Genomic DNA, 26,062 nt, shown 5'->3' with positions numbered 1-26,062 from the left:
GGCGGATGAGCCGGTAGCGCCGCGGCGGCTGTTTCTGGCACCTCCCGGGCGCGGCCGTAGCGGAGCACGATGTCGGCGCCGGTGTCCGGGGTGGGGCCGGGCTCCTGGATCAGCGTTGCGCCCGCATTCGCCCGGATCGCGCCGTGGAAGCGCACGACCTGGGCCGGGGCGGTGTGGTCCGGCCCCTTGATCTCGATTCGGACGTCCGGCTCCAGGAGGATGTCGAGCGCGCGTTCCAGCTCGACGGCGTACATGCCGGTCAGCGTGGTGACCGCTGCCTCGCGGAGCCGGCGCAGGTCACGGAAGTCCATGGGCTCCGGGCGGTAGTGGACCGGATAGGGCAGGCGGTCGCGGCCGTAGGCGCTCCACAGCAGCTCGAACTCGAGACCGCGGAAGCGCCACTCAGGCACCCTCGCCGCCGATCACCGGCGGCACCGTCCTCGGCAGCGCGTCCAGGCCGGTGAGTTCTTCGCCGTTGCGCTGGTTCACCAGGTAGTCCTTGGTGCCGGCGGTGTTCTCGTCGTCCCGGCCCGCGGCTCCCGCTCCCGCGCCCATCATGCCGGGCATGCCGGTGGTGGTGCGGGTGTTCGTGCTGGTCGCGGTGGTTGTGGCCGGGACGGCGGCGGTCGTCGGGGGAGTGCCCGCGATGCTGCGGCCCGGTGCGGGGGTGGTGATCGGGGTACCGGAAGGGGCTCCGGGCGAGGGGGTTCCGGTTCTCGATGGGATGCCTGGGGTCGATGGGGTGCCGGGGGTCGACGGTGTGGTGCCGGGCACCGTGGCCGGGCTCGGGGTGGTGCTAGCCGGTGTGGTGCTCGGGCTTGTGGAGGCGGGGGTCGTGGACTGGGTGGTGGGGTCGGTGCCCGCTGCCTCGGTCTGCGGGTCGCTGCCCTGCTGATCCTCGGCCGGCGTCTCGGAATCGGCGGCGTCGTCGATGGCCGGTTCCTCCTCGGTCGCGGCGGGGGTGCCGGTTTCGGCTGGGCCGGTGTCAGTGGTACCGGCCGAAGTCCCCGGAGTACTCGCGGGCGCTCCTTCGGAACCGGGCGCGTTGACGATGACCGGCGCGTCGGGCAACACGGGCACCCCGTGATCGGTCTGATGCGCCACTTGCCCGTACACGGTCCGCAGCACCCGCCGCGCCTCCTGCGTCGCCTCCTCCTCCGCGTAGTCGCCCGCCTTCATCACCCCCTCCTGCGGGAGCGTCTTGCCGGTGACATCGGGGCGCTCCGCCACGTACGGCATCAGCGCCTGCGTCTGGTGCAGGCCGGTGTGCAGCTCGGCGAGCTTGAGCCCGACCAGCGCCGCCGCCGTCGCCAGATCCTCCGACCGCCGGGTGTAGTTCTGCACCGCGGTGACCGCCGACTCCGCCGTCGCGCCCTGCCAGCCGCCGTTCACGGTGCGCGCGAACTCCTCGTTGAACACACTCACCGCCCCGGTGAGGTTCATGCCGATCCCCGTCCACGCCTCCGCCGCCTGCTGCGCCACCGAGGGGCGCATGTCGTTCACCGCGTCGACCATCTGGGTCAGCGTCATGCTGTCGTAGTTGTCCGGGGCGGGGATGTTCGGCGGGTCGTACTCGCCGGTGAAGCCGGTGTTCGCGCGGGCGGTGAAGTCGTAGATGGTGTCGCGCTCGCGGTTCCACTGCTCCTGCGCGTCGATGATGCGGGCGCGGTATTCGTCGTAGGTCACGGTGTTGTCCCGGAGATGTATTCGCCGGAGGCGAGGTCTTGTTCGGCGAAGTTCCGAATGGCCTTCGCCACAGCCTGCTTAGCGAGTTTCACGGCATCCATGTGCTGCAACAGAACGGCTTCGAGAGATCGTGCGGCGCCCGTCGCCTTCTGGGAGAACTTGTCTTCCAGCACGCGCGATGAGGGGAATCCGCCGAAGCCATCGAGGTACTGCAGACGGACTACCTGCATGTAGATCTCCTCGAGCCTGAGCAGGTAGTCGTCGCACACCGTGTCGAGGCACTGCCCGACATTCGGATTCAACGACAGCTCGCCGGCCTCCGCGTCGGTCAGCACGCGCTGCCACTCGACGTTCGAAACCTCCGGTTCCATCCGCTCTGCCTATCCCCCCGGTAGCTGCGTGGCAAGGTCGTCCGCGTGACCCGCCGCAGCCGAGCAGGGGTCGCCCTGCCGTCCCTTGGTCGGCCGGACGATGAGGCGGAAAGCGACGGTGCCGTCGGGAACCTCAGTGGCGACAGTGCAGACGAAGCCGCGGGAGTCGTCGGCGTCGAGGAACTGGACCGCGGGCCGTTTGCCGACCATGCGGTCGTTGAACGCGGTGAAGTCTTGCCGCTGGCGAACTTCGTCGAGTGTCGGCCGGCCGGAGAAGATGGTCAGGTCGTACCAGTCCGCTGCGGCGCGCCAGTTGCATACTTTCCAGCCGTCGAACGCGACACCGGCGACATCCGGGACCTTCGTCCCCGGATCCAATCCGGTCGCGGAAATGGCCGAATCGGGCAGCCCGCACGGATCCCACAGCCCCGCATCCGGATCAGCTTTCGTACTCGGCGCTGCCGTCGCAACTGCTGACGACTCCGGCGCAACCTCTTCTACCGTCGGCCCACACCCCGCACTCAGGCACACCACAGCGAGCACTCCGGCAGTAACCCCTGCCCTGCGCATCTCCGCCATCACAACCTGCGACCAGCTCAAATCCTTGGCCTTGCGCATGGCGAGCCCGTCCCGAACGAGGGTCGACCACTTCATCCCGGTCATCCCCTTGAACTTCGCCGCATTCGCCACGGCGGCGCTCAACCCGCGCACCCGCCCCGACCGGTCTTGCTCGCGAACTTGGCCGCGTTGGCGAGGGCGGCGCTCGAGCGGGGGACGGTCGGCGGGTCGTACTCGCCGGTGAACCCGGTGTCCGTGCGGGCGGTGACGCCGTAGATGGTGGCGCGGTTTAACTGCTCTTGGTCGTCGACGATGCGGGCGCGGTAGTCGTAGGTCACGGTGTCGTTCCTGAGATGTGGTTGCCGGAGACGGTGTCTTGTTCGGCGAAGTTCTGGATCGCCCTCGCCACGGCTTGTTTGGCGAGTTTCACGGTATCGATGTGCTGCATGAGGACTGCCTCGAGGAAAGGTCACCGCCTGCGGCCTTGCGGGAGAACTTCTGCTCGAGAACTGCCGCGGATGGCAGCGTGCCGAAGCCGGAGATCTGGCGAACCCCGTCGAGGGCGAAGAACATCTGCTCCAGCCGGGCCAGGTAGTCGTCACAGACCTTCTCGAGGGCACCGGCGACAGCCGGATCCAGCGCCAGGTCGCCGACGTTGGCGGAGTCGAGCACGCGCTGCCACTCGTACGTATCGATAGTCGGGTCCACCCTCATGCTCCTGGTAGGTAGCTCGCGAGTGCATCGACATGCCGCTGCACTTCGGTGCAGGGATCGCCCTGCGGCCCAGTTGTCGGGCGGCTCACCAACCCGAACATGATCACGCCCGCGGGAGATTGCACGGCGACGCGGCAGTTCGCGCCGCGTGTGTCGTCGGCATCCAGGAATCGAAGCGCCGGCCTGCCCTGAATCGTGATGTCCGCGAACGATGTGTAGTCGTCACGCTGACGCACGTCGTCCAATGTCGGCGTACCGGAGTAGATCGTGAACCGGTACCAGTTCGCCGTGCCACTCCAACCGCACGCCTGCCACCCGTCGAAATCGACGCCGGCAACATCTGGCACTTTTGTTCCCGGATCCAACCCGCTCGCGGAAATGGCCGAATCGGGCAGTCCACACGGATCCCAGATCCCCGCATCCGGATCAGCACTGGTGCTCGGCGCCACCGTCGTCACCACCGACGTCTCCGGCGCGACCTCCACCGTGGGCCCACACCCCGCACTCGAGCACGCACCGGCGAGCACTCCGGCAATAACGCCTACCCTGCGCATCTCCGCACCCTCCCTGCCGATGCGGGCCGGTACCGTCTCCCCGCCCTGGTCGGTCAGACGGTACCGCTCGGCACGAACCCCGGCAATCAGATCGGAAGGGTAGCATCGGCCAAGAGCAATTTCCGGGGGGATTCATGGGACAGCGATTCACCGTTGATGTCGATCAACTAGAACAGGTCGCGACGCTTTTGTCCGCATTTGCCGGTTTCATCGAGGCTAATCTCGATGAGTTCGACACTCGAATGTCGGCGGTACTCGGTGCGAGCTGGGAGGGCATCGCTGCGCGAGCGTTCGACGATGCACAGCGCCAATGGGGCGCCACCGCCAGGACCTTCGTCGCCGATATCCGATCGGCGGGGGATACAGTACAACAGGCGCGCGATCGCTACGTCCGAGCCGCCGAGCTCAACCGTCAGATGTCCTGAGGGCTGCGAATGGGCTGGGATATAGACGCGACCGACTACCGAAAGGCTGCCCGCGGGTGCGGTGATCTTGCTGCGACGGTTATTGCCCGAATTGGTTCTTTGCACAGGGAACTGACCGGATCATGTGCCGGAATGGCTGGAGACTATTCTACTTCGCTCCGGTGGATCACTGATTACGAATCCGCGACTGCCGATTGGCTGTCGGTCGGCACCCTTCTATCCGAAGCGCTGCGTCACTACGGTGATGTGCTCGCGGCGATGGCATACAACTGGGATATAGCGAATCAAACGCTTCCTCATCCCGATCGGCCGCCCCCCTCCGAGCCGGTCGGTAACCCCTTCCGTGAGGCGCCGACTGCGCGAGGCGACAACGGGAACGGGATCGAAATCCTCGGCGTAGGCTCTCGACGGTAGAGCCGATCCCCAATGGGGATACCGACAAACTACGGCGAGCGAAAGACAACGGCTGGTTGTCGCATGCGCGACATCGGGACATTACCGAGGCCGGGGATCGAATCAGGGAAATCGGTTACAACTTCGACCATTCCGCTTCGGAAAGTGTTGACCGAATTCGAGCGAGGCTCGAGACTCTACGGAATGCCGCCCTCGACATTGCCAGTGTTTCGAAGGTCATCGAGCTTTGCGTCGACAACTACTCAAAGGCGTTGGAAGAACTACGTGCGGCGATCGCGCAACGGCTGGAGGCGGCCATTCCTGGTGTCGTAGTCGTCGCTCATCCGGTGAAGATGGTCGTCAAATGTGCGGCGCCAATTTTCAATAAGGACCTCGACGACCCTGTTTACACTACGGTGGCCAGGAGTAGCTTCACCGTCATAGTGACCAGCCTCCCCTTCGCCAAGCTGCCAGCTCTCGACATTCACGCGGCACAGCTCCGCGACATTATCGCCGTGCCCATCGTGCTGATGGAGGACGAGTCGGGCGGAGGAGGCAACCCCGAGAGCCGGAATTCGGTTCCTGCACCGGTTCTGACGACGGCAAGCGAACAATATGTCCGGAACAAACACTACCCAGGCGGGGGGCTGAATTCGGAGTGGAAGAGTACCTTCTACGCCAGCGAAGGCCCGTATGCGCTCGTAGAGGCCGCGAAGAACAGCCCGGCAATCGATCAGGGCGACGGCACCTACCGTCGAGAAGTCACCGTGGCCGATCGGTACATCGGAAACGAGTCGGCCAAGCGAGGGGGTGCCGCGACCCAGCACTATATCGTCGTTCAGGACAGATTCGGTGCAGTGATTACCATGCATCCCGCGGGAGACGGGTAGGACCAGTTGGCTTTGGAAATAATCGTCCAGGACATCAACCACGCCGAGCTGGAACATGTCGGCGACGACAGGGACGAGACGCTGTACAAGCTGTGCGCAGCGCAGCCGGAGAGCAGCCTGCTGCGCGGGATCTACCGCTACGGCGACACCATGTTCAACCGATATCAGCTCGGGCTGATCCTCGACCGTATCGATGACATCGAGGTGCGGAGCGATCCCGAGCGGCAGGCGATCGAACTGCTGCGTCGAACTGCTTCGTCCGCGCTGCGCGCCAACGGGTACCTTTTGTTCATCGGCGACTGAACTGGGCCGTGACCCCCGGTCCGTCTCGGCCGGGCACTGCACTGACTCGGCCGCAGCCCCACCGCTGGCCGAGATCGACGGTGGGGCGCGATGGCCCGATTCAGCCTCCGGCCGGGGCATTCTCCGGCAGCGCGGCGATCGCGCCGATCCGCGCGACGGCATCGCCGACGATCCGGTCGATGAGCTCCGCACAGCTGGGCAGATCCTCGATGATCCCGGTGACCTGCCCTGCGGCCAGCACCCCCGCCTCGGTATTCCCCTCGACCAACCCGGCCCGCAGCAGCATCGGCGTATTCGCCGCCATCACAACCTGCGACCAGCTCAAATCCTTCGCCTTGCGCATGGCGAGCCCGTCCCGAACGAGGGTCGACCACTTCATCCCGGTCATCCCCTTGAACTTCGCCGCATTCGCCACGGCGGCGCTCAACCCGCGCACCCGCCCCGACTTCTCCAGCCGTGCGACCAGCTCGGTTTTCAGCACCCGGTGCGGCATGCCGTCCACCTTGCGCGAGACCACCGTGTCCTGGAGTTGCCGGGCGAGGTACTCCTGCTTGACCGAGTCCGGCACCGAACTCTCCTGGGTGAGCAGGAACCGCGTGCCCATGGCGACCCCGGCCGCGCCGTAGGCCAGAGCGGCGGCCAGCCCGCGGCCGTCGAAGAAGCCGCCTGCGGCGACGACGGGGATATCGACCGCGTCCAGCACCGAGGGGAGCAGCAGGGTGGTGGCGACCGGGCCGGTGTGCCCGCCGCCCTCCCCGCCCTGCACGATCACCGCGTCGGCACCCCAGGAGGCCACCTTCACCGCGTGCTTGGCCGCGCCGATGGACGGAATCACCACCACGCCGGCATCTTTCAACCGAGCGATGAGTTCCTTCTTCGGCGCCAGCGCGAAAGACGCGACCCGCACACCCTCCCGAATGAGCAGATCGATCCGCTCGGGAGCATCCGAGGCGTCGGCCCGGATATTGACCCCGAACGGCTTGGACGTGCGCGCCTTGGTCTTGGCGACAGCCTCCTCCAGCTCCGCGTACGTCATGGTCGCGGAGGCGAGAATGCCCAGCCCGCCGGCATTGGAGGTGGCGGAGACCAGGCTGGGCCCGGCCACCCAGCCCATGCCGGTCTGCACCACGGGGTGCTCGATGCCGACCAGCTCGGTGAGCGGGGTGCGCAGCCGCGCGGTCACTGCGGCACCTCGCGGTCGCGCACCGACTTGGGGTCGAGCACCTCGCGGATGAGCCGCAGCTCCTCGTCGGTCGGCAGCCGGGATTCCGGCGCCTCGGCCAGCCCGGCGATGTCGAACGAGGTGTTCTCCGCGACCTCGTCGGCGGTGACGCCCGGGTGCAGGCTGCGGGCACGCAGCGTGTGGTCCGGCCCCTCGAAGTCGAAGACGCCCAGGTTGCTCACCACGCGGTGCAGGTGGTGGAAGCGGTAGGCGGGGTTCGCCGGGTCGACCTTGTCGTAGCCGACGCCGGAGACGATATCGACCTTCTCCACGAACACCCGCGTGCTGTGCTTGGGCACGAAGTAGCTGGTGGCGTGGTTGACGGTATTGCCGGGGGCGCCCCGCACGCCGAACATCTGCCGCGTCGGCTGCTGCAAGGCGCCGAAGGCGGAGAGGTTCTGGTTGCCGTACCGGTCGATCTGGTTGGCGCCCATCACCACGTGCCTGCGGCCGGAGGCGACCACCTCGAACACCTTGCGGAACGGAATCCACCCCTCGATCGGCGCCGAGCGGCCGAGCGCGGGGGTCTCGGCGAAGAAGCGGGCCTCGCCGTCGGAGAGCAGCAGGTCGGGCTCGGTGGTGAGCTTGGCCAGCCGCGCGCCCAGCGTGGTCAGCGGCGACATCGGGCTGGCCATGATCTCCCCGGCCCCGGCGAAGATCTCGGCGCAGGCCACCGCGCAGACCTCGGCACGAGTAATGGTCACTGCTCCTCCTCCGCGAAACGCCGCACGGCGGCCTGGTACTCGTCCTCGGACACCGCCAGATACGTATCGACGAACTGCTGCCACGCCTCCGGCGTCTTGGCCGACTCCACGTAGTGCTTCTGGAACTTTTCGTCCCGCCCGTAGTCGTCTGCGGCCAGCGTGAAGTGCGCGCCGCCCGGCGCCTCGACCACGCCGTCCACCAGCATCCGGTTCAGCAGCAGTGCCTGCGGCGGAACGGATTTCACCAGCTCCTCGGTCTCCACGACGCGCTCCACCGAGAGGTAGCGGCGCTCGGCGGCGAGGCAGTAGAGGTCGTCGAAGTAGGGGTCGATGCCGGTGTAGGCGGCATTGCCGTGCTTGTCACCGAGGTTCAGGTGCACCAGCGCGGCGTCCAGGTTCAGCGCGGGCATGGCGATCAGCGTCTCGTCGCCGTAGGGGGAGGCGACGGTCTTCAGCTCGCCCTCCCAGAAGTTCGGCACGTCCGAGCCGAGCCCGGCGCGGATGGGCAGGAAGGGCAGCCGGGCCGCGGCCGCCTCGAGCCCACACTTGACCATGCCCTCGTCCATCTCGCGCACCACGATCTCGCCCGCAGTGCGCGCCTTGGCGAACCAGGGGTCGTAGAAGGGCGGCGAATCCAGCGAGACGAAGCCGTAGTACGCCTTGCGCACCTTGCCCGCCGAGCAGAGCAGCCCGAGGTCGGGGCCGCCGTAGGTGACCACGGTGAGATCGGTGATGTCCGAGCGCAGGATCGCGCGCACCAGCGCCAGCGGCTTGCGCCGCGAGCCCCAGCCGCCGATCCCGATCGTCATCCCGCTGCGCAGCTCGCCGACCACGTCGTCGAGCGACATCCGCTTGTCGCGCATCGTCTTTCCCTCAGTTCCCGGACCGGCGCGCCGCCAGATCCTCGTCGAATCGCGCCCGGATCTCGTCCGAGACCCCGGCCAGGTTGAGCTCGAAGGTGAAGCCCTGCTCGAAGCGGTAGCTGCGGTGCACGTCCTGCGTGTCGATGCCGTTCAGCGCGCGCTTGGCGGCCCGGATCACCCGGCCGTCCTTGGCCGCGACGTTCGCCGCGACCTGGAGCGCGGCGGCGTCCAGCTCCGCGCGCGGCACCACCTGGAAGACCGAGCCGAAGTGCAGCAGCTGCTGCGCCGTGACCGTGCCCGCGGTGTAGAAGAGCGCGCGCATGAGGTGCTGCGGCACCAGCCGGGAGAGGTGGGTGGCCGCGCCGAGCGCGCCGCGGTCCACCTCGGGCAGCCCGAAGGTGGCGTCGTCGCCGGCGATGATGATGTCGGCGTTCCCGACCAGCCCGATTCCGCCGCCCAGGCAGAAGCCCTGCACCGCCGCGATCACCGGCACCGGGCAGTCGTACACCGCCGCGAAGGCCTCGAAGCAGCCGTGGTTGGCGTCGATCAGCGCCTGGTGCCCGGGGTGCTTCTGCATCTCCTTGATGTCGACGCCCGCGTTGAACCCCCGGTTCTCCGCGCGCAGCACCACCACCCTGGTCTCCTGATCGCGGCCTGCCGCGCGCAGCTCGTCGGCCAGGGTGAACCACCCCGCCGACGGAATGGCGTTGACCGGCGGGTAGTCGACCGTGACGACGGCGACGCCCGGGGCGGCGGAGTGACGGTTGATTCCCATCGCGAGTCCCATCGAGAGCGTTGGCAAAGCAAGCAGTTGCTTGGTAGGTTAGCACGGTGGCCATCGAAATCGACCTGACCGATCACGTCGTGCTGGTGACCGGCGGTGTTCGCGGGGTCGGCGCCGGGATCAGCCGGGCCTTCCTCGAAGCGGGCGCCACCGTGGTGGCCTGCGCGCGGCGTCCGCCGGACGCGCCGATCGCGGTCGGGGAGCGCGCGGTCGAGTACCTGCCCGCCGATGTCCGCGATCCGGAATCCGTTGCCGCGCTGATCGGTTCGATCGTGGCGCGGTTCGGCAGCCTCGATCACCTGGTCAACAACGCCGGTGGCGCGCCGTTCGCGCTGGCCGCCGATGCCAGCCCCCGCTTCCACAGCAAGATCGTCCAGCTCAACCTGCTCGCCCCGCTGCAGCTGGCGCAGGCCGCGCAGGCGGTCATGCGGGACCAGCCGGGCGGCGGCACCATCACCAGCATCACCAGCGTGAGCGGGGTGCGGCCGTCGCCCGGCACCGCCGCCTACGGCGCCGCCAAGGCCGGGGTGGACAGCATGACCACCTCGCTCGCCGTGGAGTGGGCGCCGAAGGTGCGGGTGAACACGATCGTCGCGGGCCCGGTCGAGACCGAGCTGAGCGAACTGCACTACGGCGATGCCGACGGCGTCGCCGCGGTGGGCCGGACCATCCCGATGGGCAGGCTGGCCAGCCCGGAGGACATCGGCCGCTGCGCCGTCTTCCTGGCCTCGCCGCTGGCCGGCTTCGTCACCGGCGCGGCGCTGCTGGTGCACGGCGGCGGCGAACTGCCCGCCTTCCTCGGCGCCGCGACCACCGAACACCACGAGCAGCTGAGCTGAGCAGGAGAAGGACGAGCATGAGCGAGCAGATCTGCGCCGGGCGCACCGTTATCGTCACCGGAGCGGGTCGCGGCATCGGCCGCGCCCACGCGCTGGCCTTCGCGGCGGCGGGGGCGAAGGTCGTGGTGAACGACCTCGGCTCGGCGCTGGACGGCGCCGCCACCGGCGAGACCCCGGCGGAGCAGGTGGTCGCCGAGATCCGCGCCGCGGGCGGCGAGGCCGTCGCCAATGGCGACGACGTGGCCGACTGGGCCGGCTCACGCAATCTGGTGCACCAGGCCATCGACACCTTCGGCGGGCTCGACGTGCTGGTCAACAATGCCGGTTTCGTGCGCGACCGGATGCTGGTGAATCTGGCCGAGGACGAGTGGGACGCGGTGGTCCGGGTGCACCTCAAGGGGCACTTCGCGCCGCTGCGGCACGCCGCCGAGTACTGGCGCGGGGAGTCGAAGGCGGGGCGCGCGGTCGCCGCGCGGGTGATCAACACCAGTTCGGGTGCGGGGCTGCAGGGCTCGGTCGGGCAGGGCAATTACGGCGCAGCCAAGGCCGGGATCGCCGCGCTGACCCTCACCGCCGCAGCGGAGTTCGGCCGCTACGGGGTCACCGTGAACGCCATCGCGCCCTCCGCGCGCACCCGCATGACCGAGACGGTCTTCGCCGAGATGATGTCCACCCAGGGCTCCGACTTCGACGCCATGGCGCCGGAGAACATCTCGCCGCTGGTGGTCTGGCTGGGCAGCCCGGAATCCGGGGATGTGACCGGGCGGATCTTCGAGGTCGAGGGCGGGAAGGTCGCGCTGGCGGACGGGTGGCGGCACGGCAGCCCCATCGACAAGGGGCAGCGCTGGGATCCAGCGGAGCTCGGCCCGGTGATTGCCAAGCTGATTGCCGAATCGGTGCCGCCGGAACCGGTCTACGGCGCCTGAGCCGATTTCGGTGAGCGCCTTCCCCTGCGGTAGAGCCCGGCTATGATGGGCTCGCGTTCGCCCGAAACCCCTGACTGAAACAGCAGCAGGCCGTTGGGTCGAGCTCGTTTCAGGAGGGGAAGGCTGGCGCATGGCCGGTGGGCGTTCGGTTCGTCCGATAGCAGTTGCTGTTGCGGTTGCTGCAATTGCGCTGTCGGGTCAGGTCGGAGCTTTTGCCGAGCCGTCCGAGACGGTGACCTCGACGCCGTCGGTGACCACGCCGCCCAGTGTCACGCCGTCGACCACGTCGTCTGTGCCAGACACTACCGAAGGGGTGGTGCCGTCGACGGAGGTGGAGGGGGTGCCGTCGTCCACCGGCGTTTCGGTTAGCCGGACGGTCGAGGAGACGGTTGCCGAGGGGTCGGTGGACGAGGGGTCGGTGGACGAGGGGTCGGTGGACGAGGGGCCGCCTAGCGAGGAACACGCCGAGTCCACCGAGCCGGTGCGCACGACCGACCGGAAAGTGCCCGGTGTCACGACGATCGCGCCGCCCGTAGCCGCGCCTCCGGTGCTGCTCGGTGCCGGGGCGGCCGGGCTCGGGCTGATGGTCGGCGGGTCGGCGGGGATCGGTTTCGGGGCAGGGGGTTTCACCGGGTTCGGGCTCTCGGTCTCCGCGGGGCTCGAGCTGGGCGGGGTGGTTTCGGCCGGGGGAATCGCCGAGCCCGGCACGTCCGAGCCGGGCACCTCCGGGCCGGGGGTGCGGCCCGTCGCGCTCGCTCCGGCCGCGCTCGTCTCCGCCGCGACGGCCCTGGCGCTCACCTCCGCCGTTCCCCTGCTGCTGCTCCTCCCGATCCCCGCCCTCCCCGGACTGTCTCAGCCCGGCGTGGAACCGCTCGATCCGCAGGGACCCGCTCCCGGCGAGCCGGGCAGCCCAGGCACGCTCGGTGCCCCGGAGGGCGAGAGCGGTCCGGACCGCGCGGGCAGCGCGGCCGGTCCGGATTCCGCCGGCGGCGCGGAGGCGCCGGGCGGGCCCGGCACCGCGGCCGAGCCGGGCAGCACCGACGGCGAGACGGGTTCCCCCGACCGCCCAGCGGCGCCGGGTGAGCCGGGCACCCTGGCAGCCCCGAACCCCGCCGACCCCGGCGCACCCGTGGACCCCGCTGCCCCTGACGCGGCCTCGAACCCCGCCGACCCCGGCGCGGCGCCCCCGGCCGACCCCGGCGCGGCGCCGAACCCCGCCGACCCCGGCACCCCGATCCCCATCGGCGCCACGGAGAACGCCCGACCTTCCCCACCCGACCCCGACGTCCGCACCGCGGCCGACGCCGACCCCATTCCGTCGGCCCCGCTCCTCCCGGTACTCGGCGGCCTCGCCGCCATGGCCATAGCCGCCGCCGCCTCCGGCGTCGTCAGCTTCCGCAGCGCCGCCGCCGCCAAGGCCCGCACCGACGCCGCCAGAGCCGAATTCTTCGGAACCGGAGACCGCCGATGACCAGAACCCTCACCCGCTCGTACCGTCGCGTCGCGGCAGCGGTCGACGCCGTCTGCGCCGTCGCCGCCGACTCCGACGCCACCACCCTGGACGCGGTGGTGCACGCCATCGGCCGGGAGCGCGGCCGGGAGATCGAGATCACCAGCGCCCGGCTCGGCCCCGGCGTCTGCGGCCAGCGCCGCCGCTACCCCGAGCGCGACGTCATCGTGCTCGCCGAGGCGCTGCCCGGCCGCGACCACACCCTGGCCCACGAACTCGGCCACATCGTCTTCGCGCACGAGGGCGCGCCCGCCGAGGAGGTCACGCTGGCCGCGAGCGACGACCTCATCGCCTACATGCTCAGCCAGCGCTCGCACCAGGAGATCGTCGAGGACGGCGCCGACGAGCACGCCGAGTGGGAGGCCGAGACCTTCGCCGCCATGCTCATGACGCGGCTGCGGGTCTTCACCAACCGGGGCGCGGGCGTCTCGGTGCTGCGCTTCGACGAGGCGCTCGGATGACGCCGTGGATCACCGCCATGCTGGTCTGGATCGCCGCGGGCGCGCGGGTCGGGCGGGTGCTGGTGAAGCCGGCCACCACCGCCAGGGTGGCGATCGTGCTCGCGGTCGCCGCCGTCGCCACCGCAGCCACCATCGCGGTCCCGGAGATCGGCCTCGCGCTGGACAACGCGCTGCCCGGCGGCCTGCCCTCCGGTCCGCTCTCCGGTGCGCTGCACACCGCCGCCTGGATCGGCTTCGCCACCGCCACCTCGGTGGTGGCATCGGCGGCCTGGCCGGTGGTCTCGCGCGGCAACCTGCGCCGGATCGCGGCCGGGATCTACGGCATCGGCACCGCCGCCGCGGTGGTCACGCTCGCCTGGTCGACGACCTTCGGCTGGGCCGTCGTCGCGCTCGGCTGCCTGCTGATCGTGGTCACCGGCCTGCGCAACCTGGACTGGACCGCGCTCGGCCGCGGCATCGCGCTCTACACCGCGGGCACCGCCCTGGTCGGGCTGCTCGCCGCCGCCGAGATCCGCCGGGCTCTGGCCGGGGAACCGGGGCGCGTGGCCGGTGCGGCGCTCCCGTTCGCCCGGCTCGGGGAGCTCGCGGCGCTGCTGATCGGGCTCGGCGCGGTCTGGATCGTGATGGAGCTGTGGCTGCGCGCCCGGCTGCTCATGCGCCGTACGCAGGCGCTGCACAGCCTGCTGATCCGCCGCTTTCCGCAGGTCGTCGCGCACGAGCAGTCGGTGTGGTCGACCCAGCTGCGCGCCTCCGACCAGATCACCCAGATCATGGACGCGCTCTACCTGCAGGCCGGGGGCGGAGCGCGGTTCGCCGCGGGCAGGCCGCCCGCCTCGGTGCCCGAACGGGCAGCCGCGGTCGCGCGCTGGGCGCGGGATCCGCGCGGCACCGACGGGGTGGACGCGCGCTGGATCGCCCCACCCGCCGGAGTCAGCCCCCGCCGATGGGTGCAGGCGATTGCCCGCGCGTTGGAACCGGGCCGCGGCGCGCATGTTCGCCAATGATCGGATGAATCCGGGTGCCCGTAATTCCGGGGGCACGCGGGGTCCGCTGGAGATTCGCCGATCGGACCGATGGGTCGGAATCACTGCCGCCCGGAAAGTCGGCGGAGCCGCGCTATCGATCCGACGAGAATCTGTTTCACTGCATCGTGCATTTTTGCGAATGCACGTGCAGATGAACGTTAACCGCACACAGTGGACAACCGGATGTCCGGGTAGTGTCCCCAACGCGGAGCCGTCGCGCTGTGATAGCTCACAATGCGACGCGGTGCGGTCCCCTGGACCGCACCGCGCCGCATTGTCTCAGAACCCTATTCCGTCCCGTCCGGAGGAATTTCCGGCAGACCCTCGCTGGCTCGCAACTTCTCCGCCATGGAGGTGAGAAGGTTCTGCGATTCTTCGGAGAGGTCGAACGCCCGACTCGACAGCCTGCGCAGCCCGTAGCCCTGGAGCTGCGACAGCAGCTCCAGGTCGTGGTCGATCTTGGCCGCGTAGATGTCGTTGAAGAAGTAGTCCGGCTTGACCTTGAAGAACTTGGCCAGTGCCGCCACCGTCTCGTCCGACGGGTTCGTCCGCTGCCCCGAGCGCAACTGCGACAGGTACGGTTTCGAGATCGGATGCCCGGAGGCTGTCAGCGCTGCCGCAACCTCCGCGTTGGTGTGCGGCTTGCGCCCCGGGGGATGCACGGTTTCGAACAGCTTGTTCAGCCGCGCCGCGAAATCAGCCATTGTGAGCCGCCCAATTCCCTTCGCTGTACTAAGAGAGGTTATCTCGGATACCTATCATTGATATTAGCGGCTCAGTAACTGAAAACCTACGCCTGATTGCGTATTTCCTGACGCCTCACGCCACCCCGTCGGCTGAAGTGGCTTCGGATCGACGTTTGCGGGTTGACGCGGGGGTCTCTGGGCGAGCGGCACGGAGCAACGGTTCTCGCCTGTCGGGCGAACGGTCGACTACCGACCAAAGTTAGCTTGAAAGTAGCTGATGTCTCATGTATTCCGGTCGGTCCCGTGACGTGTGGCGTACAACACGTTCTCGGGGCTTCGAGATGAACGTTCAACGAAACCGACCGGAATCGACACTTCCGGTTAGAGCCGCTCGATGATGGTGCCCGTCGCGAGCGCGCCGCCCGCGCACATCAGCACCATGGCGGTGCTCCCGCCGGTGCGCTCGAGTTCGTGCAAAGCCGTTGTGAGCAAGCGGGATCCAGTCGAGCCGACCGGGTGCCCGATGGCGATCGCGCCGCCGTTCACATTGACCCGGTCGAAGTCGGGCTCGTGCACTCGTGCCCAGGAGAGCGCCACCGAGGCGAACGCCTCATTGATCTCGAACAGGTCGAGATCGCCGATCTTCATCCCCGACTTCTCCAGCAACCGGGCGCAGGCCTGCACCGGACCGTCCAGGTGGAACTCCGGCTCGGCCCCGACCACCACCTGGGTGACGATCCTGGCCCGCGGCCGCAGCCCGGCCCGCTCGGCGGCGGCCTGATCCATGAGCAGCACGGCGGCGGCGCCGTCCGAGATCTGCGACGAGCTGCCCGCGGTGTGGATGCCGCCCTCCAGGACCGGCTTCAGCGTCGCCAGCCCCTCGAGGGTGGTCTCGCGCAGGCCCCCATCCCGGTCGACGGTGTGGGTCCGGCCGGTGCGGTTGCCCTCCCTGTCCACCTCCGGCGCGGTCACCGTGAGGATCTCGCGGTCGAACCGGCCCTCGGCCCATGCCTGCGCGGCCAGCCGCTGCGAGCGCGCGCCGAACTCGTCCACGTCGGCGCGGGTGATGCCGCGGCGCTTGGCGATCCGCTCCGCCGCCTCGAACTGGTTGGGCAGGTCGATGGTCCAGGAGTCCGGCCGGCGCGGGCCCGCGTGCTCGCCCACATTCGCGCCGAGCGGCACCCGGCTCATGGCCTCCACCCCGCAGGCGAGGCCGATCTCGATGGCGTCGGCGGCGATCAGCCCGGCCACCAGGTGCGCGGCCTGCTGGGCCGAGCCGCACTGGGTGTCGACGGTGGTGGCGGCGGTCTGCCAGGGGAGTCCCTCGTTCAGCCACGCCACCCTGGTGACATTGTTGGATTGCTCGCCTGCCTGGGTGACGCAGCCGCCGATGACCTGCTCGACCTGCGCCGGATCCACCGCGGCGCGCTCCAGGATGCCGCGCTGGGCGGCACCGAGGAGCTCCGCGGCGTGCAGCCCGGAGAGCTGGCCGCGGCGCTTGCCGATCGGGGTACGGGCCGCTTCGACGATGACGGGAGTGCCCATCTCCACCCTTCCTTCGGAAAAAGAAATGAAACGTGTTCACGCACTTTGTGCTGTAATGAGTGTAGAACGTGTTTCAGTTTGTCGTTCGAGGACAGTGTCGAAGGAGACATCTGGTGGTAGACACACGGAACCGGCCGAACCTGCCGGAGGGCTTCGATGTGACCGACCCGGCCATCTACGCCGAGCGGGTTCCGGTCGCGGAATTCGCCGAGCTGCGGCGGGCTGCGCCGATCTGGTGGAACGAGCAGTCGCGCGAGGTCGGCGGGTTCCGCGACGGCGGGTTCTGGGTTGCCAGCAAGCACGCCGACGTCAAGGAGATCTCGCGCCGCAGCGAGGTCTTCTCGACGCACGAGAACACCGCGATCCCGCGGTTCAACGACGACATCACCCGCGAGCAGATCGAGTTGCAGCGCTTCGTCCTGATCAACAAGGACGCGCCGGAGCACACCAAGCTGCGCAAGATCATCAGCCGCGGCTTCACCCCGCGGGTGATCAACGGGCTGCGCGACGAGCTCTCCAACCGGGCCGAGCAGATCGTCAAGACCGCCGCCGAGCGCGGCACCGGCGACTTCGTCGAGCAGATCGCCTCCGAGCTGCCGCTGCAGGCCATCGCCGAGCTCATCGGCGTGCCGCAGGAGGACCGGATGAAGCTCTTCACCTGGTCCAACGAGATGACCGGGTACGACGACCCGGACATCGACGTGGATCCGGCCGCCTCCTCGGCGGAGATCCTCATGTACGCGTACCAGATGGCGGCGGATCGCAAGGCCAACCCGGCCAACGACATCGTCACCCAGCTCATCGAGGCGGATCTGGACGGCCACAAGCTGAGCGAGGAGGAGTTCGGGTTCTTCGTCATCATGCTGGCGGTCGCGGGCAACGAGACCACCCGCAATGCCATCACACACGGCATGATGGCGTTCCTCGAGCACCCCGAGCAGTGGGAGCTGTTCAAGAAGAACCGGCCCGCGACGGCGGCGGACGAGATCATCCGCTGGGCCACGCCGGTGACCTCGTTCCAGCGCACCGCGCTGGAGGATGTCGAGCTGGGCGGGGTGGAGATCAAGAAGGGGCAGCGGGTGGTCATGCTGTACCGCTCGGCCAACTTCGACGAAGAGGTGTTCGAGAACGCCGATCGGTTCGACATCACCCGCGATCCGAACCCGCACCTGTCCTTCGGCGGGACCGGGGCGCACTTCTGCATCGGGGCCAACCTGGCCCGGCTCGAGGTGGATCTGATCTTCAACGCCATCGCGGATCACCTGCCCGACATCAGCCGGGTCGGCGGGGAGAAGCGGTTGCGGTCCGGGTGGTTGAACGGGATCAAGCACCTGCCGGTGAACTACACGCCGTAGTTCTGCTACTGCTCAGAGGCCTCGCGGGTGCCCGCGAGGCCTCTTGCGTATGTCGCGTGCTTCGTTGCCCGATAGGGGCGGGGTGCCGGTTCGGTACGCGGTCAGACCGCGGGGCGTGCGGTCTGCATGGCCCGATCCACTTCCCAGAAGGCGCGCAGGGCGGCGATGCGGCCCTCGGCGTCGACGCGGTAGGTGAAGACGCCCTCGGCGTCGATGACGTGCCCGCCGAGGGTGGAGCGGATGAGCCCGGTGAAGGCGATCTCGTTGCCGCAGGCGAAGGAGTCGCCGAAGTGGAACTCGATGGCGTCGGTGGGTGCGATCGCCTTGTCCCAGAACGCGGCGATGGCCTCGGGCCCGTGGTGCCCCTTGCCCTCGGGGTCGAAGCCGGAGGGCCCGACCGGGTCCTCGACCACCCCGTCCGGGGCGAAGAGCGCGAGCCACGCCTCCTTGTCCCTGGCCCGCACCGCCGCCTGCGAGGCCAGCCCCGCCTCGCGCGCGGTGCCGCTCACGCCTCCGCCACGATCGGGTCGGCGATGTACTCGGCCGCGAACGTGCGCATGGACTCCTGCTTGGCCTCGATGGGGCCGTCGAAGCCGATCCCGTCGGCCAGCCACGGAATGGTGATGGCATCGGTGACGCCCGCGTCGGCCAGATCCTGATACCCGGACCGCCCGAACCGGTCCACGCAGACCGCCTGGATCTCGAACGGATCATCGGCCCGGTCGTACTCGGCGCGCAGCTCGCGCAGCGTGCCGATGGTCGACACCAGCTCGTCGTAGGTCATCATGGCCGAGGCCCAGCCGTCGCCGACCCGCGCGGCCCGGCGCAGCGCCGCCGCGGTGTGCCCGCCGACGTAGAACGGCACCGGCTCGCTCGGCGCCGGGCTGATCTGCAGCGGGTCGAAGTCGAAGAACTCGCCGTGGTACTCCACCATCCCGCCGGCCAGCACCAGCTTGATGACCTCGATCATCTCGTCCACCCGGGCGCCGCGGCGCGCGTACGGCACCCCGCACCACTCGAACTCCTCGGGCGCCCAGCCGATCCCGACACCGAAGCCGAAGCGGTTCCCGGAGAGGTTCGCCACCGAGCCGACCTGCCTGGCCAGCAGCAGCGGATTGCGCGACCCCAGCTTGAGCACATTGGTGTAGAAGCGGAGTGTCGAGGTGACCGCCGCCATCGCGGCGGTGGCGATGAGCGGATCCACCCAGGGGGTGTCCTTGTCCCAGAACCGGCTGCCGTCCGCGGTGTACGGGTACTTGGCCGCCGCCGACTCCATGTAGAAGAGCGAGTCCGGCAGCGCGATGGCGGCGAAGCCGACCTCCTCGGCGGTCTTGGCCAGCGCGGGCAGCTGCTCCAGCGGGCTCAGCGCGATCCCGACGGTGAACTTCAGCGGGGCACTCATTCCGGACGCTCCGAACCGACCACCCACATGGAGAAGTACTGCGAACCGCCGCCGTAGGCGTGGCCGAGCGCCTTGCGCGCACCCGGCACCTGGTAATCCCCGGCCCGATCCATGACCTGCTTGGCCGCCTCGGCGAAGCGGATCATGCCGGAGGCGCCGATGGGGTTGGAGGAGAGCACGCCGCCGGAGGGGTTCACCGGCAGCTGGCCGCCGATCTCGGTCTCGCCCTTCTCGGTGAGCTTCCAGCCCTCGCCCTGGGCGGCGAAGCCCAGGTTCTCCAGCCACATGGGCTCGAACCAGGAGAACGGCACGTAGATCTCGGCCGCGTCGATCTCGGTCAGCGGGTCCTCGATCCCGGCCGCTTCCCAGAGCGCGGCGGCCGCGTCCCGCCCGGCCTGCGGGTTCACCTGGTCGCGGCCCGCGTAGGTGGTGGGCTCGGTGCGCATGGCGGTGCCGTGCACCCAGGCGACCTTGCGGCCGGTGGCCTCCACCGCCTCGGCGGCCTCGGCATCGCCGATGACCAGCGCGCAGGCGCCGTCGGAGGAGGGGCAGGTCTCGTCGAAGCGGATCGGGTCCCAGAGCATCTGCGAGGCCAGCACCGACTCCACGGTGATGTCCGGCTGGCGCAGGTGCGCGAGCGGGTTCTTGGCGCCATTGCGCCGGTCCTTGGCCGCGACCATGGCGCCGATGTGCAGCGGCGCGTTGGAGCGGCGGATGTAGGAGCGCACGTGCGGGGCGAAGTAGCCGCCCGCGCCCGCGCCGACCGGCATGGTGAAGGGCACCGGAATCGACAGTGCCCACATGGCATTCGACTCGGACTGCTTCTCCCAGGAGACGGCGAGCACCTTCCTGTGCACGCCCGCCTGCACCAGGTTCGCGGCGACCACGCCGGTCGAGCCGCCCACCGAGCCCGCGGTGTGCACCCGGATCATCGGCTTGCCGACCGCGCCGAGCGCGTCGGCCATGTACAGCTCCGGCATCATGACGCCCTCGAAGAAGTCGGGCGCCTTGCCGACCACGACGGCGTCGATCTCGGCGATGGTGAGGCCGGCATCGGCGAGAGCGCGATCGATCGCCTCCCGGCACATGCCCGCCATGGACACGTCGGCGCGTTTCGTCACGTGATTGGTTTGACCGGTGCCGAGCACCGCGGCCGGGAAGCTCATCGGCCCGCTCCATCCTGCGGGACACCCGCACCCGAGTCGGGCAGCTGGCCTGCTGCGCGATTGTGGCTCATCAGCCCTCCGATTCGATGACGGTGACTAGGTTCTGCTGCAGCACGGGGCCGCTGGTCGCGTGGGCCAGCGCCCGGTTCGCGGAACCCGAGATGATCGCCTCGGCCGCGTAGCCGATGCGCTCCAGCCCGGCGGCGAACATGGGGTTGCCCGCCAGCGCGCCGCCGGAGGGGTTGATCCTGGTCTCCGGCTTCAGCCCGATGGCATCGGCCAGGATCAGCTGCTGGTGACTGAACTGCGCGTGCAGCTCGGCGACGTCGAAGCCGGCGGTGTCGCCGCCGGTGACGGCCCGCGCCGCGGCGGTGGTCGAGGGCGAGACGGTGAGGTCGCGCACGCCGAACGCCTGCGCGTCGATGCGGTGCGCCATGCCGGTGATCCAGGCCGGGCGCTCGCAGAGCTCGCGGGCCCGGTCGCCGACGGCGAGCACGATGGCGGCGGCGCCGTCGGTCACCGGCGCGACGTCGTGCGCCCGGAACGGGTTGGCGGTGTACGGCTTCGCCAGCAGGGCATCGACATCGCCGTCCGCGCCCGCGGCGACGGCGGCCATATCGCGCTCGGACCAGCGCCCGGCGTCCAGCCCGGCGCGCGCCTGCAGCCCGGCCACCGAGACGGCGTCCGGCCAGAGCGGCCCCACCAGGTACGGATCCATCTGCATGGTGAGGGTCCGGCGCAGGGTGCCCGCCGAGGACTTGCCGAAGCCGTAGACCAGGGCGGTCCGCGCCTGGCCGGAGCGGAGCTTCACCCAGGCCTCGTAGAGCGCCCACGCGGCGTCCATCTCCACGTGCGACTCGTTGATCGGCGGCACCGCGCCGATCGAGTCGACCGCGGAGATGAAGGAGAAGGCACGCCCGGCCAGCCAGTCGGAGGAGCCGGAGCACCAGAAGTCGATGTCCGACTTGCTGATTCCGAGCCGGTCGTAGAGCTTCTGGAAGATCGGCACCAGCATCTCCACGCCATTGGTGGTGCCGAAGGTCTCGGGCACGTGCGGGGCGTGGGCGAAGCCGACGACTGCGATGTCGGTGGCGTGGTCGGTCACGGTTGGCCTCACAGGTGGTGTTTGTAGGTCTCGTAGTCGGCGTCCGGTTCGCCGCTCGGCCGGAAGTGGTCCACGTTCTCCAGCCCGTGGCCCCACTCCTCGCGCGGCTTCCAGACCGCCTCCACCCGCATGCCCATCCGCACCTCGCTCGCCTCGCAGCCGAGCACCAGGTGCAGCACCGGGATGTCGGCGCCGTCCAGCAGCACGTAGGCCGCGACGTACGGCGGCTTGATCCGCTGCCCGAGGAAGGGGACGTTCACGATGCAGAAGGTGGTGACGGTGCCCTTGTCGCTGAGTTCCACCATGTCGTCGGTGGGGATGCCGTCGGTCGGGCTGGCGCCGCGCGGCGGGAAGTAGACCTTGCCTGCTGCGTCGGTGCGGCCGCCGATGAGCTTGCCCTCGGCCAGCCCGCGCAGGTAGACCGTTTCCTGAGGAGAGGCGGTGTGCTTGTAGTGCAGCTCCACCGGTGTGGTCAGGATGGTCACCGGCTCGGCGTCCGCGGAGCCCGCCGCCGGCTCGGCGGTCTCGCCGGGCACGAAGTGCGCGATGTCCCGGATCGAGCCGGTGCGCTCGGCCGCCCACCGCGCGCGGACCCGGAGGCCGGTGTAAATGTCGTCGGCGCTCGGCACGTCGACGGCGTGCAGCAGGGCGGTGTCGGCGCCGTCCAGCTGGATCAGCGCCCAGGCGAAGGGCCGGTCGAACGGCTGGTCCGGCAGCGGGTCGCGCACCCAGCTCCACGACGTGACGGTGCCGACCTCGGCCACGTCGACGAACTCGGTCAGCGGCTCGCTGGTGACCGGGTCGAACTCGGCAGGCGGCACCAGCACCCGGCCGTCCGAGCCGCGGATGCCGGTGATCCGGCCCGCGCGCAGCCCGCCGAGGAAGGCGCCGATGATCGGGCCCGCCGATCTGGTGTAGTCGAATCGCACCCGCAGGGGCGCGCTGAGTACGTCGGGCGCGTGGTCCGGATCGTTGCCGGGTGCGGCCGCGACGACGGCGGAAGCGGTATTCCCCTGAGTCACGATATCGAGTAGAACAGGTTCTTATTCTGCTGGCAAGCAGTTGGCCGCGAAAGGGGTCGATCGTGAAGTTCGGATTGCAGCTCGGGTATTGGATGGCGGCCCCGCCCGCCAATGCGGGCGAGATGGTGACGGCGGCCGAGGAGGCCGGATTCGACGCGGTGTTCGCCGCCGAGTCCTGGGGCTCGGATGCCTTCGGCCCGCTCGCCTGGTGGGGCTCGCGGACCAGCCGGGTGCGGCTCGGCACCTCGGTGGTGCAGCTCTCCGCGCGCACCCCCACCTCCACCGCGATGCACGCGCTCACCCTCGACCACCTGAGCGCCGGGCGGGCGGTGCTCGGGCTCGGCGTCTCCGGCCCGCAGGTGGTGGAGGGGTGGTACGGCCAGCCGTTCGCCAAGCCGTTGCAGCGCACCAGGGAGTACGTCGACATCGTGCGCCAGGTGCTGGCCCGCGAGGCCCCGGTGACCAGCGCGGGCCCGCACTATCCGCTGCCCTACAGCGGGCCCGGTGGCTCCGGGCTCGGCAAGCCGCTCAAGCCGATCACGCACCCGCTGCGCGCGGATCTGCCCATCTGGCTGGGTGCGGAGGGGCCGAAGAACGTCGCGCTCACCGCCGAGATCGCGGACGGCTGGCTGGCCATCTACTACGCGCCGCGGCTCGCCGGGATATACAACGAGTGGCTGGACGAGGGGTTCGCGCGTGCGGGCGCCCGGCGTTCGCGGGCCGACTTCGAGATCGCCGCGAGCTGCCAGGTGGTGGTCACCGACGACACCGCCGCGGAGCTGGAGCGCATGCGCTGGGTGATGTCGCTCTACATCGGCGGCATGGGCGCGCCCGAGCTCAACTTCCACGCCCAGGTGTACCGGCGCATGGGCTACGACCGCGAGGTCGACGAGATCACCGAGCTCTTCCGGGCCGGGAAGAAGGCCGAGGCCGCCGCCGCGGTACCGGACGAGATGATCCTCGACACCGCCATCATCGGCGACGAGGATCACGTGCGTGCGCAGCTTCCGGTCTGGGAGAAGGCGGGCGTCACCATGCTCCTGATCGCGGTGCCGGACCTGGAATCCATGCGCCGGATCGCCCCCCTCGTGCAGGGGTAGAACTCGTTCTAGAAATCAGGCGGGCTCCCGCAGTTCCGGCGGGAGCCCGAAGAGCGGGAAGAGCCGGTCGGTGTCGAGGAAGAAATTGAGCCCGGCGACCGCGCCGCCGTCCAGCTCCAGCACGGTGATCGACCACGGCGTCCAGAGCCCCGGCTCGCCGCTCGGCTTGTAGTGGCCGAAGGCGGGCAGGCCATTGGCGCCCGCCAGCCGCACCATCCGGGAATCCCGGCAGGCGGCGCCGTGCCCGAGCATGAACGCGGCGACATCCCGCGGGCCGGAGACCCACAGCTCCAGCGGCGGCATGGAGAGCGCGACATCGGCCTTGAGCAGGGTGGTCAGCGTATCCATGTCGTAGGCCTCGAAGGCGGCCACGAAATCGTCGACCAGCTTGCGCTGCTGCTCGTTGCTCTCGTCGTACTCGTCGGTCTCGGTCGGCGTCACCTTGGACATGGTGGCGCGGGCCCGCTGCAGCGCGCTGTTCACCGAGGCGGGCGACATGGTGAGCGCCTGCGCCGTCTCGTTGGCGGAGAAGCGGAGCACCTCGCGCATGATCAGGATGGCGCGCTGGGTGGCGGGCAGGTGCTGGCAGGCCGCGACGAAGGCGAGTCGCAGGGTGTCCTTGGTGCTGGCGTGCTCGGCCGGATCGGCGCCGAAGGCCAGCGCGTTCGGGATGGGCTCGATCCAGACGTAGTCGGGCTGCGGGGCGGGCAGCGTGGAATCCGGGCGGGAGGGCCCGTTCATATCCATCGGGCGGGCCCGGCGCTGCGGGCCGTCCAGCATGTCCAGGCAGACATTGGTCGCGATCCGGTACAGCCAGGAGCGCAGGCTGGCCCGCCCCTCGAAGGAGCCGTAGGACTTCCAGGCGCGGGTGAAGGTCTCCTGCACCGCGTCCTCGGCCTCGAACGAGGAGCCGAGCATGCGGTACGCGTAGGCGCAGAGTTCGCGCCGGTGCCCTTCGAAGGCGGTGAGCACCTCCGGAGTAACACCGGTGCTGGTAGCAGCGGTGGGGGTCTCCATGGGCTCACCCTGCCACAGGACTCCGACAGTGTTGAGCCCCGAAATTCCCGCGATGAATTCCACCGCGCCGGCGCGTCTTCTCTGGTGACCCCCGCACGCACCACGTCAGGAGCCGCCATGGCCAGCAAGATGATCTTCGTGAACCTGCCCGTCGCCGATCTGCCGCGCGCCAAGCGCTTCTACGAGGCGCTCGGCTGGAAGGTGAACGAGGATTTCACCGACGCCAACGCGTCCTGCATCGTGATCGACGACAATATCTGCCTCATGCTGCTGACCAGGGAGTACTTCCAGACCTTCGGCAAGCGGCCGACCGCGGACACGGTCGCGGCCCGCGCCGCCTCCTACGCGCTCTCGCTCGGCAGCGCGCAGGAGGTGGACGCCCTGGCCGAGGCGGCGCTCGCGGCGGGGGCCACCGAGGAGGTCGACGAGACCAAGAAGGCGGAGGAGGCGGCCGTCGGCATGTACGGCCGCAACTTCATCGACCCCGACGGCCACACCTGGGAGCCGTTCTGGATGAACTACCCCGGCGCCGAGTAGTTCCCCCGCCGAGCGCGACCCGCTCCCGCCAGGGCGTGTCGCGCTTGCTGCCCGGGGTCCGCACCGGAGTGGACGGCCTGGCCGCGGGGGCGGCGTGGTCGACCCGCCTGCCTCGCTTACTCGCCGGTGAACACTGCTTTCCGCTTCTCCGCGAAGGCCCGCGGCCCCTCCTTGGCGTCCTTGGTCTTGAAGACCGCCATCCCGACCTCGCCGTCGATCTTGAACGCCTCGTCCTCCGGCATCCCCTCGGTCTCCCGGATGGTGCGCAGGATGGCCTGCACCGCCAGCGGGCCGTTCCCGGCGATCACGTCGGCGATCTCCAGCGCCTTGTCCAGGGCGCTGCCGTCCGGCACGACGTAGCCGATCAGCCCGATCTCCCTGGCCTCGGCCGCCTTCAGGTGCCGCCCGGTGAGCAGGATGTCGGCGGCAACGGTGTAGGGCAGCTGGCGCACCAGCCGCACCGCAGACCCGCCGAGCGGGTACAGCCCCCAGCGCGCCTCGGAGACCCCGAACCTCGCGCTCTCGCCCGCGATCCGGATATCGGTGGCCTGCAGAATCTCGGTACCGCCCGCGATGGCGGCCCCCTCCACCGCCGCGATCAGCGGCTTGCGCAGCCGCCGCCCCTTGAGCAGCGCGGGCAGCGTGGTGGCGTCGAAGCCGCCGGTGAAGGTCTCACCCGGGTGCTGCTTGGTCATGCCCTTGAGATCGGCGCCCGCGCAGAAGGCGCCGCCTGCGCCGGTCAGGATCGCCACCCGGATTTCCGGATCCTCGTCCACCCGGTCCCAGGCATCGAGCATGATGCCCATCATCTCGGTGGTGAGCGCGTTGCGCGCCTCCGGCCGGTTCAAGGTGACGATGAGGACGTGGTCCCGCTGCTCGACGAGGCACTGCGCCATATC

General features: G+C 69.6%; 31 protein-coding genes. 11 read left to right on the top strand and 20 right to left on the bottom strand.

Annotated features, from left to right (window positions below; translation table 11 throughout):
* The 7 genes from NH2_RS02835 to NH2_RS27910 all read right to left on the bottom strand — a co-directional run.
* The coding region (locus NH2_RS02835; protein ID WP_174552786.1) for an ESX secretion-associated protein EspG at positions 1–410 on the bottom strand (410 nt) is incomplete at its 3' end.
* Entirely contained in the window at positions 403–1,686 is a 1,284-nt protein-coding gene (locus tag NH2_RS02830; protein ID WP_067647520.1) for a PPE domain-containing protein, read from the bottom strand. The genes NH2_RS02835 and NH2_RS02830, both read right to left, overlap by 8 nt.
* Positions 1,683–2,057: a hypothetical protein gene (locus NH2_RS02825; protein ID WP_067647517.1), complete on the bottom strand. Its 375-nt coding sequence runs from the start codon at positions 2,055–2,057 to the stop codon at positions 1,683–1,685. Before NH2_RS02825 ends, NH2_RS02830 begins: the two co-directional genes overlap by 4 nt.
* 9 nt (positions 2,058–2,066) lie before the next feature.
* On the bottom strand, positions 2,067–2,759 hold the full coding sequence (locus NH2_RS02820; RefSeq protein WP_439951726.1) for a DUF3558 domain-containing protein: 693 nt from the start codon (positions 2,757–2,759) through the stop codon (positions 2,067–2,069).
* The gene (locus NH2_RS02815) at positions 2,756–2,953 is read right to left on the bottom strand and encodes a hypothetical protein (RefSeq protein WP_067647512.1); all 198 of its coding nucleotides are present in this window, start codon (positions 2,951–2,953) and stop codon (positions 2,756–2,758) included. Before NH2_RS02815 ends, NH2_RS02820 begins: the two co-directional genes overlap by 4 nt.
* Before the next feature lie 88 nt (positions 2,954–3,041).
* Positions 3,042–3,323 carry a hypothetical protein gene (locus NH2_RS02810; protein ID WP_157103570.1) on the bottom strand — a complete coding sequence of 94 codons (282 nt, stop codon included), beginning with the start codon at positions 3,321–3,323 and terminating at the stop codon, positions 3,042–3,044.
* Positions 3,324–3,325: 2 nt separating this feature from the next.
* The gene (locus tag NH2_RS27910) at positions 3,326–3,883 is read right to left on the bottom strand and encodes a DUF3558 domain-containing protein (RefSeq protein ID WP_084505153.1); all 558 of its coding nucleotides are present in this window, start codon (positions 3,881–3,883) and stop codon (positions 3,326–3,328) included.
* Between the two features lie 134 nt (positions 3,884–4,017).
* On the opposite strand from NH2_RS27910, the gene NH2_RS02800 reads away from it, so the two are divergent.
* From NH2_RS02800 to NH2_RS02790, 3 genes are all read left to right on the top strand, one after another.
* Positions 4,018–4,308 carry a WXG100 family type VII secretion target gene (locus NH2_RS02800; RefSeq protein WP_067647504.1) on the top strand — a complete coding sequence of 97 codons (291 nt, stop codon included), beginning with the start codon at positions 4,018–4,020 and terminating at the stop codon, positions 4,306–4,308.
* 470 nt (positions 4,309–4,778) lie between these two features.
* Entirely contained in the window at positions 4,779–5,591 is an 813-nt protein-coding gene (locus tag NH2_RS02795; protein ID WP_157103569.1) for a hypothetical protein, read from the top strand.
* 6 nt (positions 5,592–5,597) lie between these two features.
* Positions 5,598–5,894, top strand: a complete 297-nt coding sequence (locus NH2_RS02790; protein ID WP_157103568.1) for a hypothetical protein — start codon at positions 5,598–5,600, stop codon at positions 5,892–5,894.
* 100 nt (positions 5,895–5,994) lie between these two features.
* On the opposite strand, the gene NH2_RS02785 is transcribed toward NH2_RS02790, so the two are convergent.
* From NH2_RS02785 to NH2_RS02770, 4 genes are read right to left on the bottom strand one after another with little or no spacing between them, the layout of a single operon-like run.
* On the bottom strand, positions 5,995–7,077 hold the full coding sequence (locus NH2_RS02785) for an NAD(P)H-dependent flavin oxidoreductase (RefSeq protein WP_067647495.1): 1,083 nt from the start codon (positions 7,075–7,077) through the stop codon (positions 5,995–5,997).
* Positions 7,074–7,820 (bottom strand): CoA-transferase subunit beta, encoded by a 747-nt coding sequence (locus tag NH2_RS02780; protein ID WP_067647492.1) that lies wholly within the window; start codon positions 7,818–7,820, stop codon positions 7,074–7,076. The genes NH2_RS02785 and NH2_RS02780 overlap by 4 nt, the downstream gene beginning before the upstream one ends.
* Complete coding sequence (gene ipdA, locus NH2_RS02775; RefSeq protein WP_174552785.1) at positions 7,817–8,683, bottom strand: cholesterol ring-cleaving hydrolase subunit IpdA; 867 nt, start codon at positions 8,681–8,683, stop codon at positions 7,817–7,819. The genes NH2_RS02780 and ipdA overlap by 4 nt, the downstream gene beginning before the upstream one ends.
* 10 nt (positions 8,684–8,693) lie before the next feature.
* Complete coding sequence (locus NH2_RS02770) at positions 8,694–9,458, bottom strand: enoyl-CoA hydratase family protein (protein ID WP_067647486.1); 765 nt, start codon at positions 9,456–9,458, stop codon at positions 8,694–8,696.
* Between the two features lie 56 nt (positions 9,459–9,514).
* Between NH2_RS02770 and NH2_RS02765 the strand changes: the two genes are divergently transcribed.
* The 5 genes from NH2_RS02765 to NH2_RS02745 all read left to right on the top strand — a co-directional run bounded on the left by NH2_RS02765 (position 9,515) and on the right by NH2_RS02745 (position 14,207).
* Positions 9,515–10,306 carry an SDR family oxidoreductase gene (locus tag NH2_RS02765; protein ID WP_084505152.1) on the top strand — a complete coding sequence of 264 codons (792 nt, stop codon included), beginning with the start codon at positions 9,515–9,517 and terminating at the stop codon, positions 10,304–10,306.
* A gap of 17 nt (positions 10,307–10,323) precedes the next feature.
* Entirely contained in the window at positions 10,324–11,232 is a 909-nt protein-coding gene (locus NH2_RS02760) for an SDR family oxidoreductase (protein ID WP_067647484.1), read from the top strand.
* Positions 11,233–11,545: 313 nt separating this feature from the next.
* Entirely contained in the window at positions 11,546–12,703 is a 1,158-nt protein-coding gene (locus tag NH2_RS02755) for a hypothetical protein (RefSeq protein ID WP_157103567.1), read from the top strand.
* The gene (locus tag NH2_RS02750; RefSeq protein ID WP_067647478.1) at positions 12,700–13,203 is read left to right on the top strand and encodes an ImmA/IrrE family metallo-endopeptidase; all 504 of its coding nucleotides are present in this window, start codon (positions 12,700–12,702) and stop codon (positions 13,201–13,203) included. The genes NH2_RS02755 and NH2_RS02750 overlap by 4 nt, the downstream gene beginning before the upstream one ends.
* The gene (locus NH2_RS02745; protein ID WP_067647475.1) at positions 13,200–14,207 is read left to right on the top strand and encodes a hypothetical protein; all 1,008 of its coding nucleotides are present in this window, start codon (positions 13,200–13,202) and stop codon (positions 14,205–14,207) included. The genes NH2_RS02750 and NH2_RS02745 overlap by 4 nt, the downstream gene beginning before the upstream one ends.
* A 308-nt stretch (positions 14,208–14,515) precedes the next feature.
* Here NH2_RS02745 and NH2_RS02740 read toward each other — a convergent pair whose 3' ends face one another.
* Entirely contained in the window at positions 14,516–14,932 is a 417-nt protein-coding gene (locus NH2_RS02740) for a helix-turn-helix domain-containing protein (protein ID WP_011207048.1), read from the bottom strand.
* A gap of 363 nt (positions 14,933–15,295) precedes the next feature.
* Positions 15,296–16,459: a steroid 3-ketoacyl-CoA thiolase gene (locus tag NH2_RS02735; protein ID WP_067647472.1), complete on the bottom strand. Its 1,164-nt coding sequence runs from the start codon at positions 16,457–16,459 to the stop codon at positions 15,296–15,298.
* Between the two features lie 113 nt (positions 16,460–16,572).
* On the opposite strand from NH2_RS02735, the gene NH2_RS02730 reads away from it, so the two are divergent.
* On the top strand, positions 16,573–17,814 hold the full coding sequence (locus NH2_RS02730) for a cytochrome P450 (protein ID WP_067647470.1): 1,242 nt from the start codon (positions 16,573–16,575) through the stop codon (positions 17,812–17,814).
* Between the two features lie 101 nt (positions 17,815–17,915).
* Here NH2_RS02730 and NH2_RS02725 read toward each other — a convergent pair whose 3' ends face one another.
* The 5 genes from NH2_RS02725 to NH2_RS02705 form a co-directional block, all read right to left on the bottom strand.
* The gene (locus NH2_RS02725) at positions 17,916–18,323 is read right to left on the bottom strand and encodes a nuclear transport factor 2 family protein (protein ID WP_067647467.1); all 408 of its coding nucleotides are present in this window, start codon (positions 18,321–18,323) and stop codon (positions 17,916–17,918) included.
* Positions 18,320–19,204, bottom strand: a complete 885-nt coding sequence (locus tag NH2_RS02720) for a TIGR03619 family F420-dependent LLM class oxidoreductase (RefSeq protein WP_067647744.1) — start codon at positions 19,202–19,204, stop codon at positions 18,320–18,322. The genes NH2_RS02725 and NH2_RS02720 overlap by 4 nt, the downstream gene beginning before the upstream one ends.
* Before the next feature lie 8 nt (positions 19,205–19,212).
* Positions 19,213–20,382: a thiolase family protein gene (locus NH2_RS02715; RefSeq protein ID WP_067647465.1), complete on the bottom strand. Its 1,170-nt coding sequence runs from the start codon at positions 20,380–20,382 to the stop codon at positions 19,213–19,215.
* A 70-nt stretch (positions 20,383–20,452) separates the two neighbouring features.
* Complete coding sequence (locus NH2_RS02710) at positions 20,453–21,499, bottom strand: thiolase family protein (RefSeq protein WP_245650386.1); 1,047 nt, start codon at positions 21,497–21,499, stop codon at positions 20,453–20,455.
* Positions 21,496–22,509: a Zn-ribbon domain-containing OB-fold protein gene (locus NH2_RS02705; RefSeq protein WP_084505151.1), complete on the bottom strand. Its 1,014-nt coding sequence runs from the start codon at positions 22,507–22,509 to the stop codon at positions 21,496–21,498. The genes NH2_RS02710 and NH2_RS02705 overlap by 4 nt, the downstream gene beginning before the upstream one ends.
* A gap of 62 nt (positions 22,510–22,571) precedes the next feature.
* Here NH2_RS02705 and NH2_RS02700 point away from each other — a divergent pair, with 62 nt between their 5' ends.
* Positions 22,572–23,609, top strand: coding sequence for an LLM class F420-dependent oxidoreductase (locus NH2_RS02700; RefSeq protein WP_067647459.1), 1,038 nt, complete (start codon positions 22,572–22,574; stop codon positions 23,607–23,609).
* 15 nt (positions 23,610–23,624) lie between these two features.
* On the opposite strand, the gene NH2_RS02695 is transcribed toward NH2_RS02700, so the two are convergent.
* A complete protein-coding gene (locus NH2_RS02695) occupies positions 23,625–24,626 on the bottom strand; it encodes a sigma-70 family RNA polymerase sigma factor (RefSeq protein ID WP_067647456.1) in 1,002 nt (333 codons plus the stop codon).
* 117 nt (positions 24,627–24,743) lie between these two features.
* On the opposite strand from NH2_RS02695, the gene NH2_RS02690 reads away from it, so the two are divergent.
* A complete protein-coding gene (locus NH2_RS02690) occupies positions 24,744–25,163 on the top strand; it encodes a VOC family protein (protein ID WP_067647453.1) in 420 nt (139 codons plus the stop codon).
* Between the two features lie 116 nt (positions 25,164–25,279).
* Here NH2_RS02690 and NH2_RS02685 read toward each other — a convergent pair whose 3' ends face one another.
* Entirely contained in the window at positions 25,280–26,059 is a 780-nt protein-coding gene (locus tag NH2_RS02685) for a crotonase/enoyl-CoA hydratase family protein (RefSeq protein ID WP_067647450.1), read from the bottom strand.
* Positions 26,060–26,062: the final 3 nt, after the last annotated feature.

The organism is Nocardia harenae NBRC 108248 (assembly GCF_001612885.1).
GTDB classification, from domain to species: domain Bacteria; phylum Actinomycetota; class Actinomycetes; order Mycobacteriales; family Mycobacteriaceae; genus Nocardia; species Nocardia harenae.
This window is presented reverse-complemented; position numbering and strand designations above follow the sequence as displayed.

Bases quoted from the DNA above. Each gene is read 5' to 3' on its own strand.
- NH2_RS02825 (WP_067647517.1), bottom strand. From the start codon at position 2,057: ATGGAACCGGAGGTTTCGAACGTCGAGTGGCAGCGCGTGCTGACCGAC.
- NH2_RS27910 (WP_084505153.1), bottom strand. From the start codon at position 3,883: ATGCGCAGGGTAGGCGTTATTGCCGGAGTGCTCGCCGGTGCGTGCTCG.
- NH2_RS02800 (WP_067647504.1), top strand. From the start codon at position 4,018: ATGGGACAGCGATTCACCGTTGATGTCGATCAACTAGAACAGGTCGCG.
- ipdA (WP_174552785.1), bottom strand. From the start codon at position 8,683: ATGCGCGACAAGCGGATGTCGCTCGACGACGTGGTCGGCGAGCTGCGC.
- NH2_RS02770 (WP_067647486.1), bottom strand. From the start codon at position 9,458: ATGGGAATCAACCGTCACTCCGCCGCCCCGGGCGTCGCCGTCGTCACG.
- NH2_RS02760 (WP_067647484.1), top strand. From the start codon at position 10,324: ATGAGCGAGCAGATCTGCGCCGGGCGCACCGTTATCGTCACCGGAGCG.
- NH2_RS02750 (WP_067647478.1), top strand. From the start codon at position 12,700: ATGACCAGAACCCTCACCCGCTCGTACCGTCGCGTCGCGGCAGCGGTC.
- NH2_RS02745 (WP_067647475.1), top strand. From the start codon at position 13,200: ATGACGCCGTGGATCACCGCCATGCTGGTCTGGATCGCCGCGGGCGCG.
- NH2_RS02740 (WP_011207048.1), bottom strand. From the start codon at position 14,932: ATGGCTGATTTCGCGGCGCGGCTGAACAAGCTGTTCGAAACCGTGCAT.
- NH2_RS02735 (WP_067647472.1), bottom strand. From the start codon at position 16,459: ATGGGCACTCCCGTCATCGTCGAAGCGGCCCGTACCCCGATCGGCAAG.
- NH2_RS02715 (WP_067647465.1), bottom strand. From the start codon at position 20,382: ATGAGCTTCCCGGCCGCGGTGCTCGGCACCGGTCAAACCAATCACGTG.
- NH2_RS02695 (WP_067647456.1), bottom strand. From the start codon at position 24,626: ATGGAGACCCCCACCGCTGCTACCAGCACCGGTGTTACTCCGGAGGTG.
- NH2_RS02690 (WP_067647453.1), top strand. From the start codon at position 24,744: ATGGCCAGCAAGATGATCTTCGTGAACCTGCCCGTCGCCGATCTGCCG.
- NH2_RS02685 (WP_067647450.1), bottom strand. From the start codon at position 26,059: ATGGCGCAGTGCCTCGTCGAGCAGCGGGACCACGTCCTCATCGTCACC.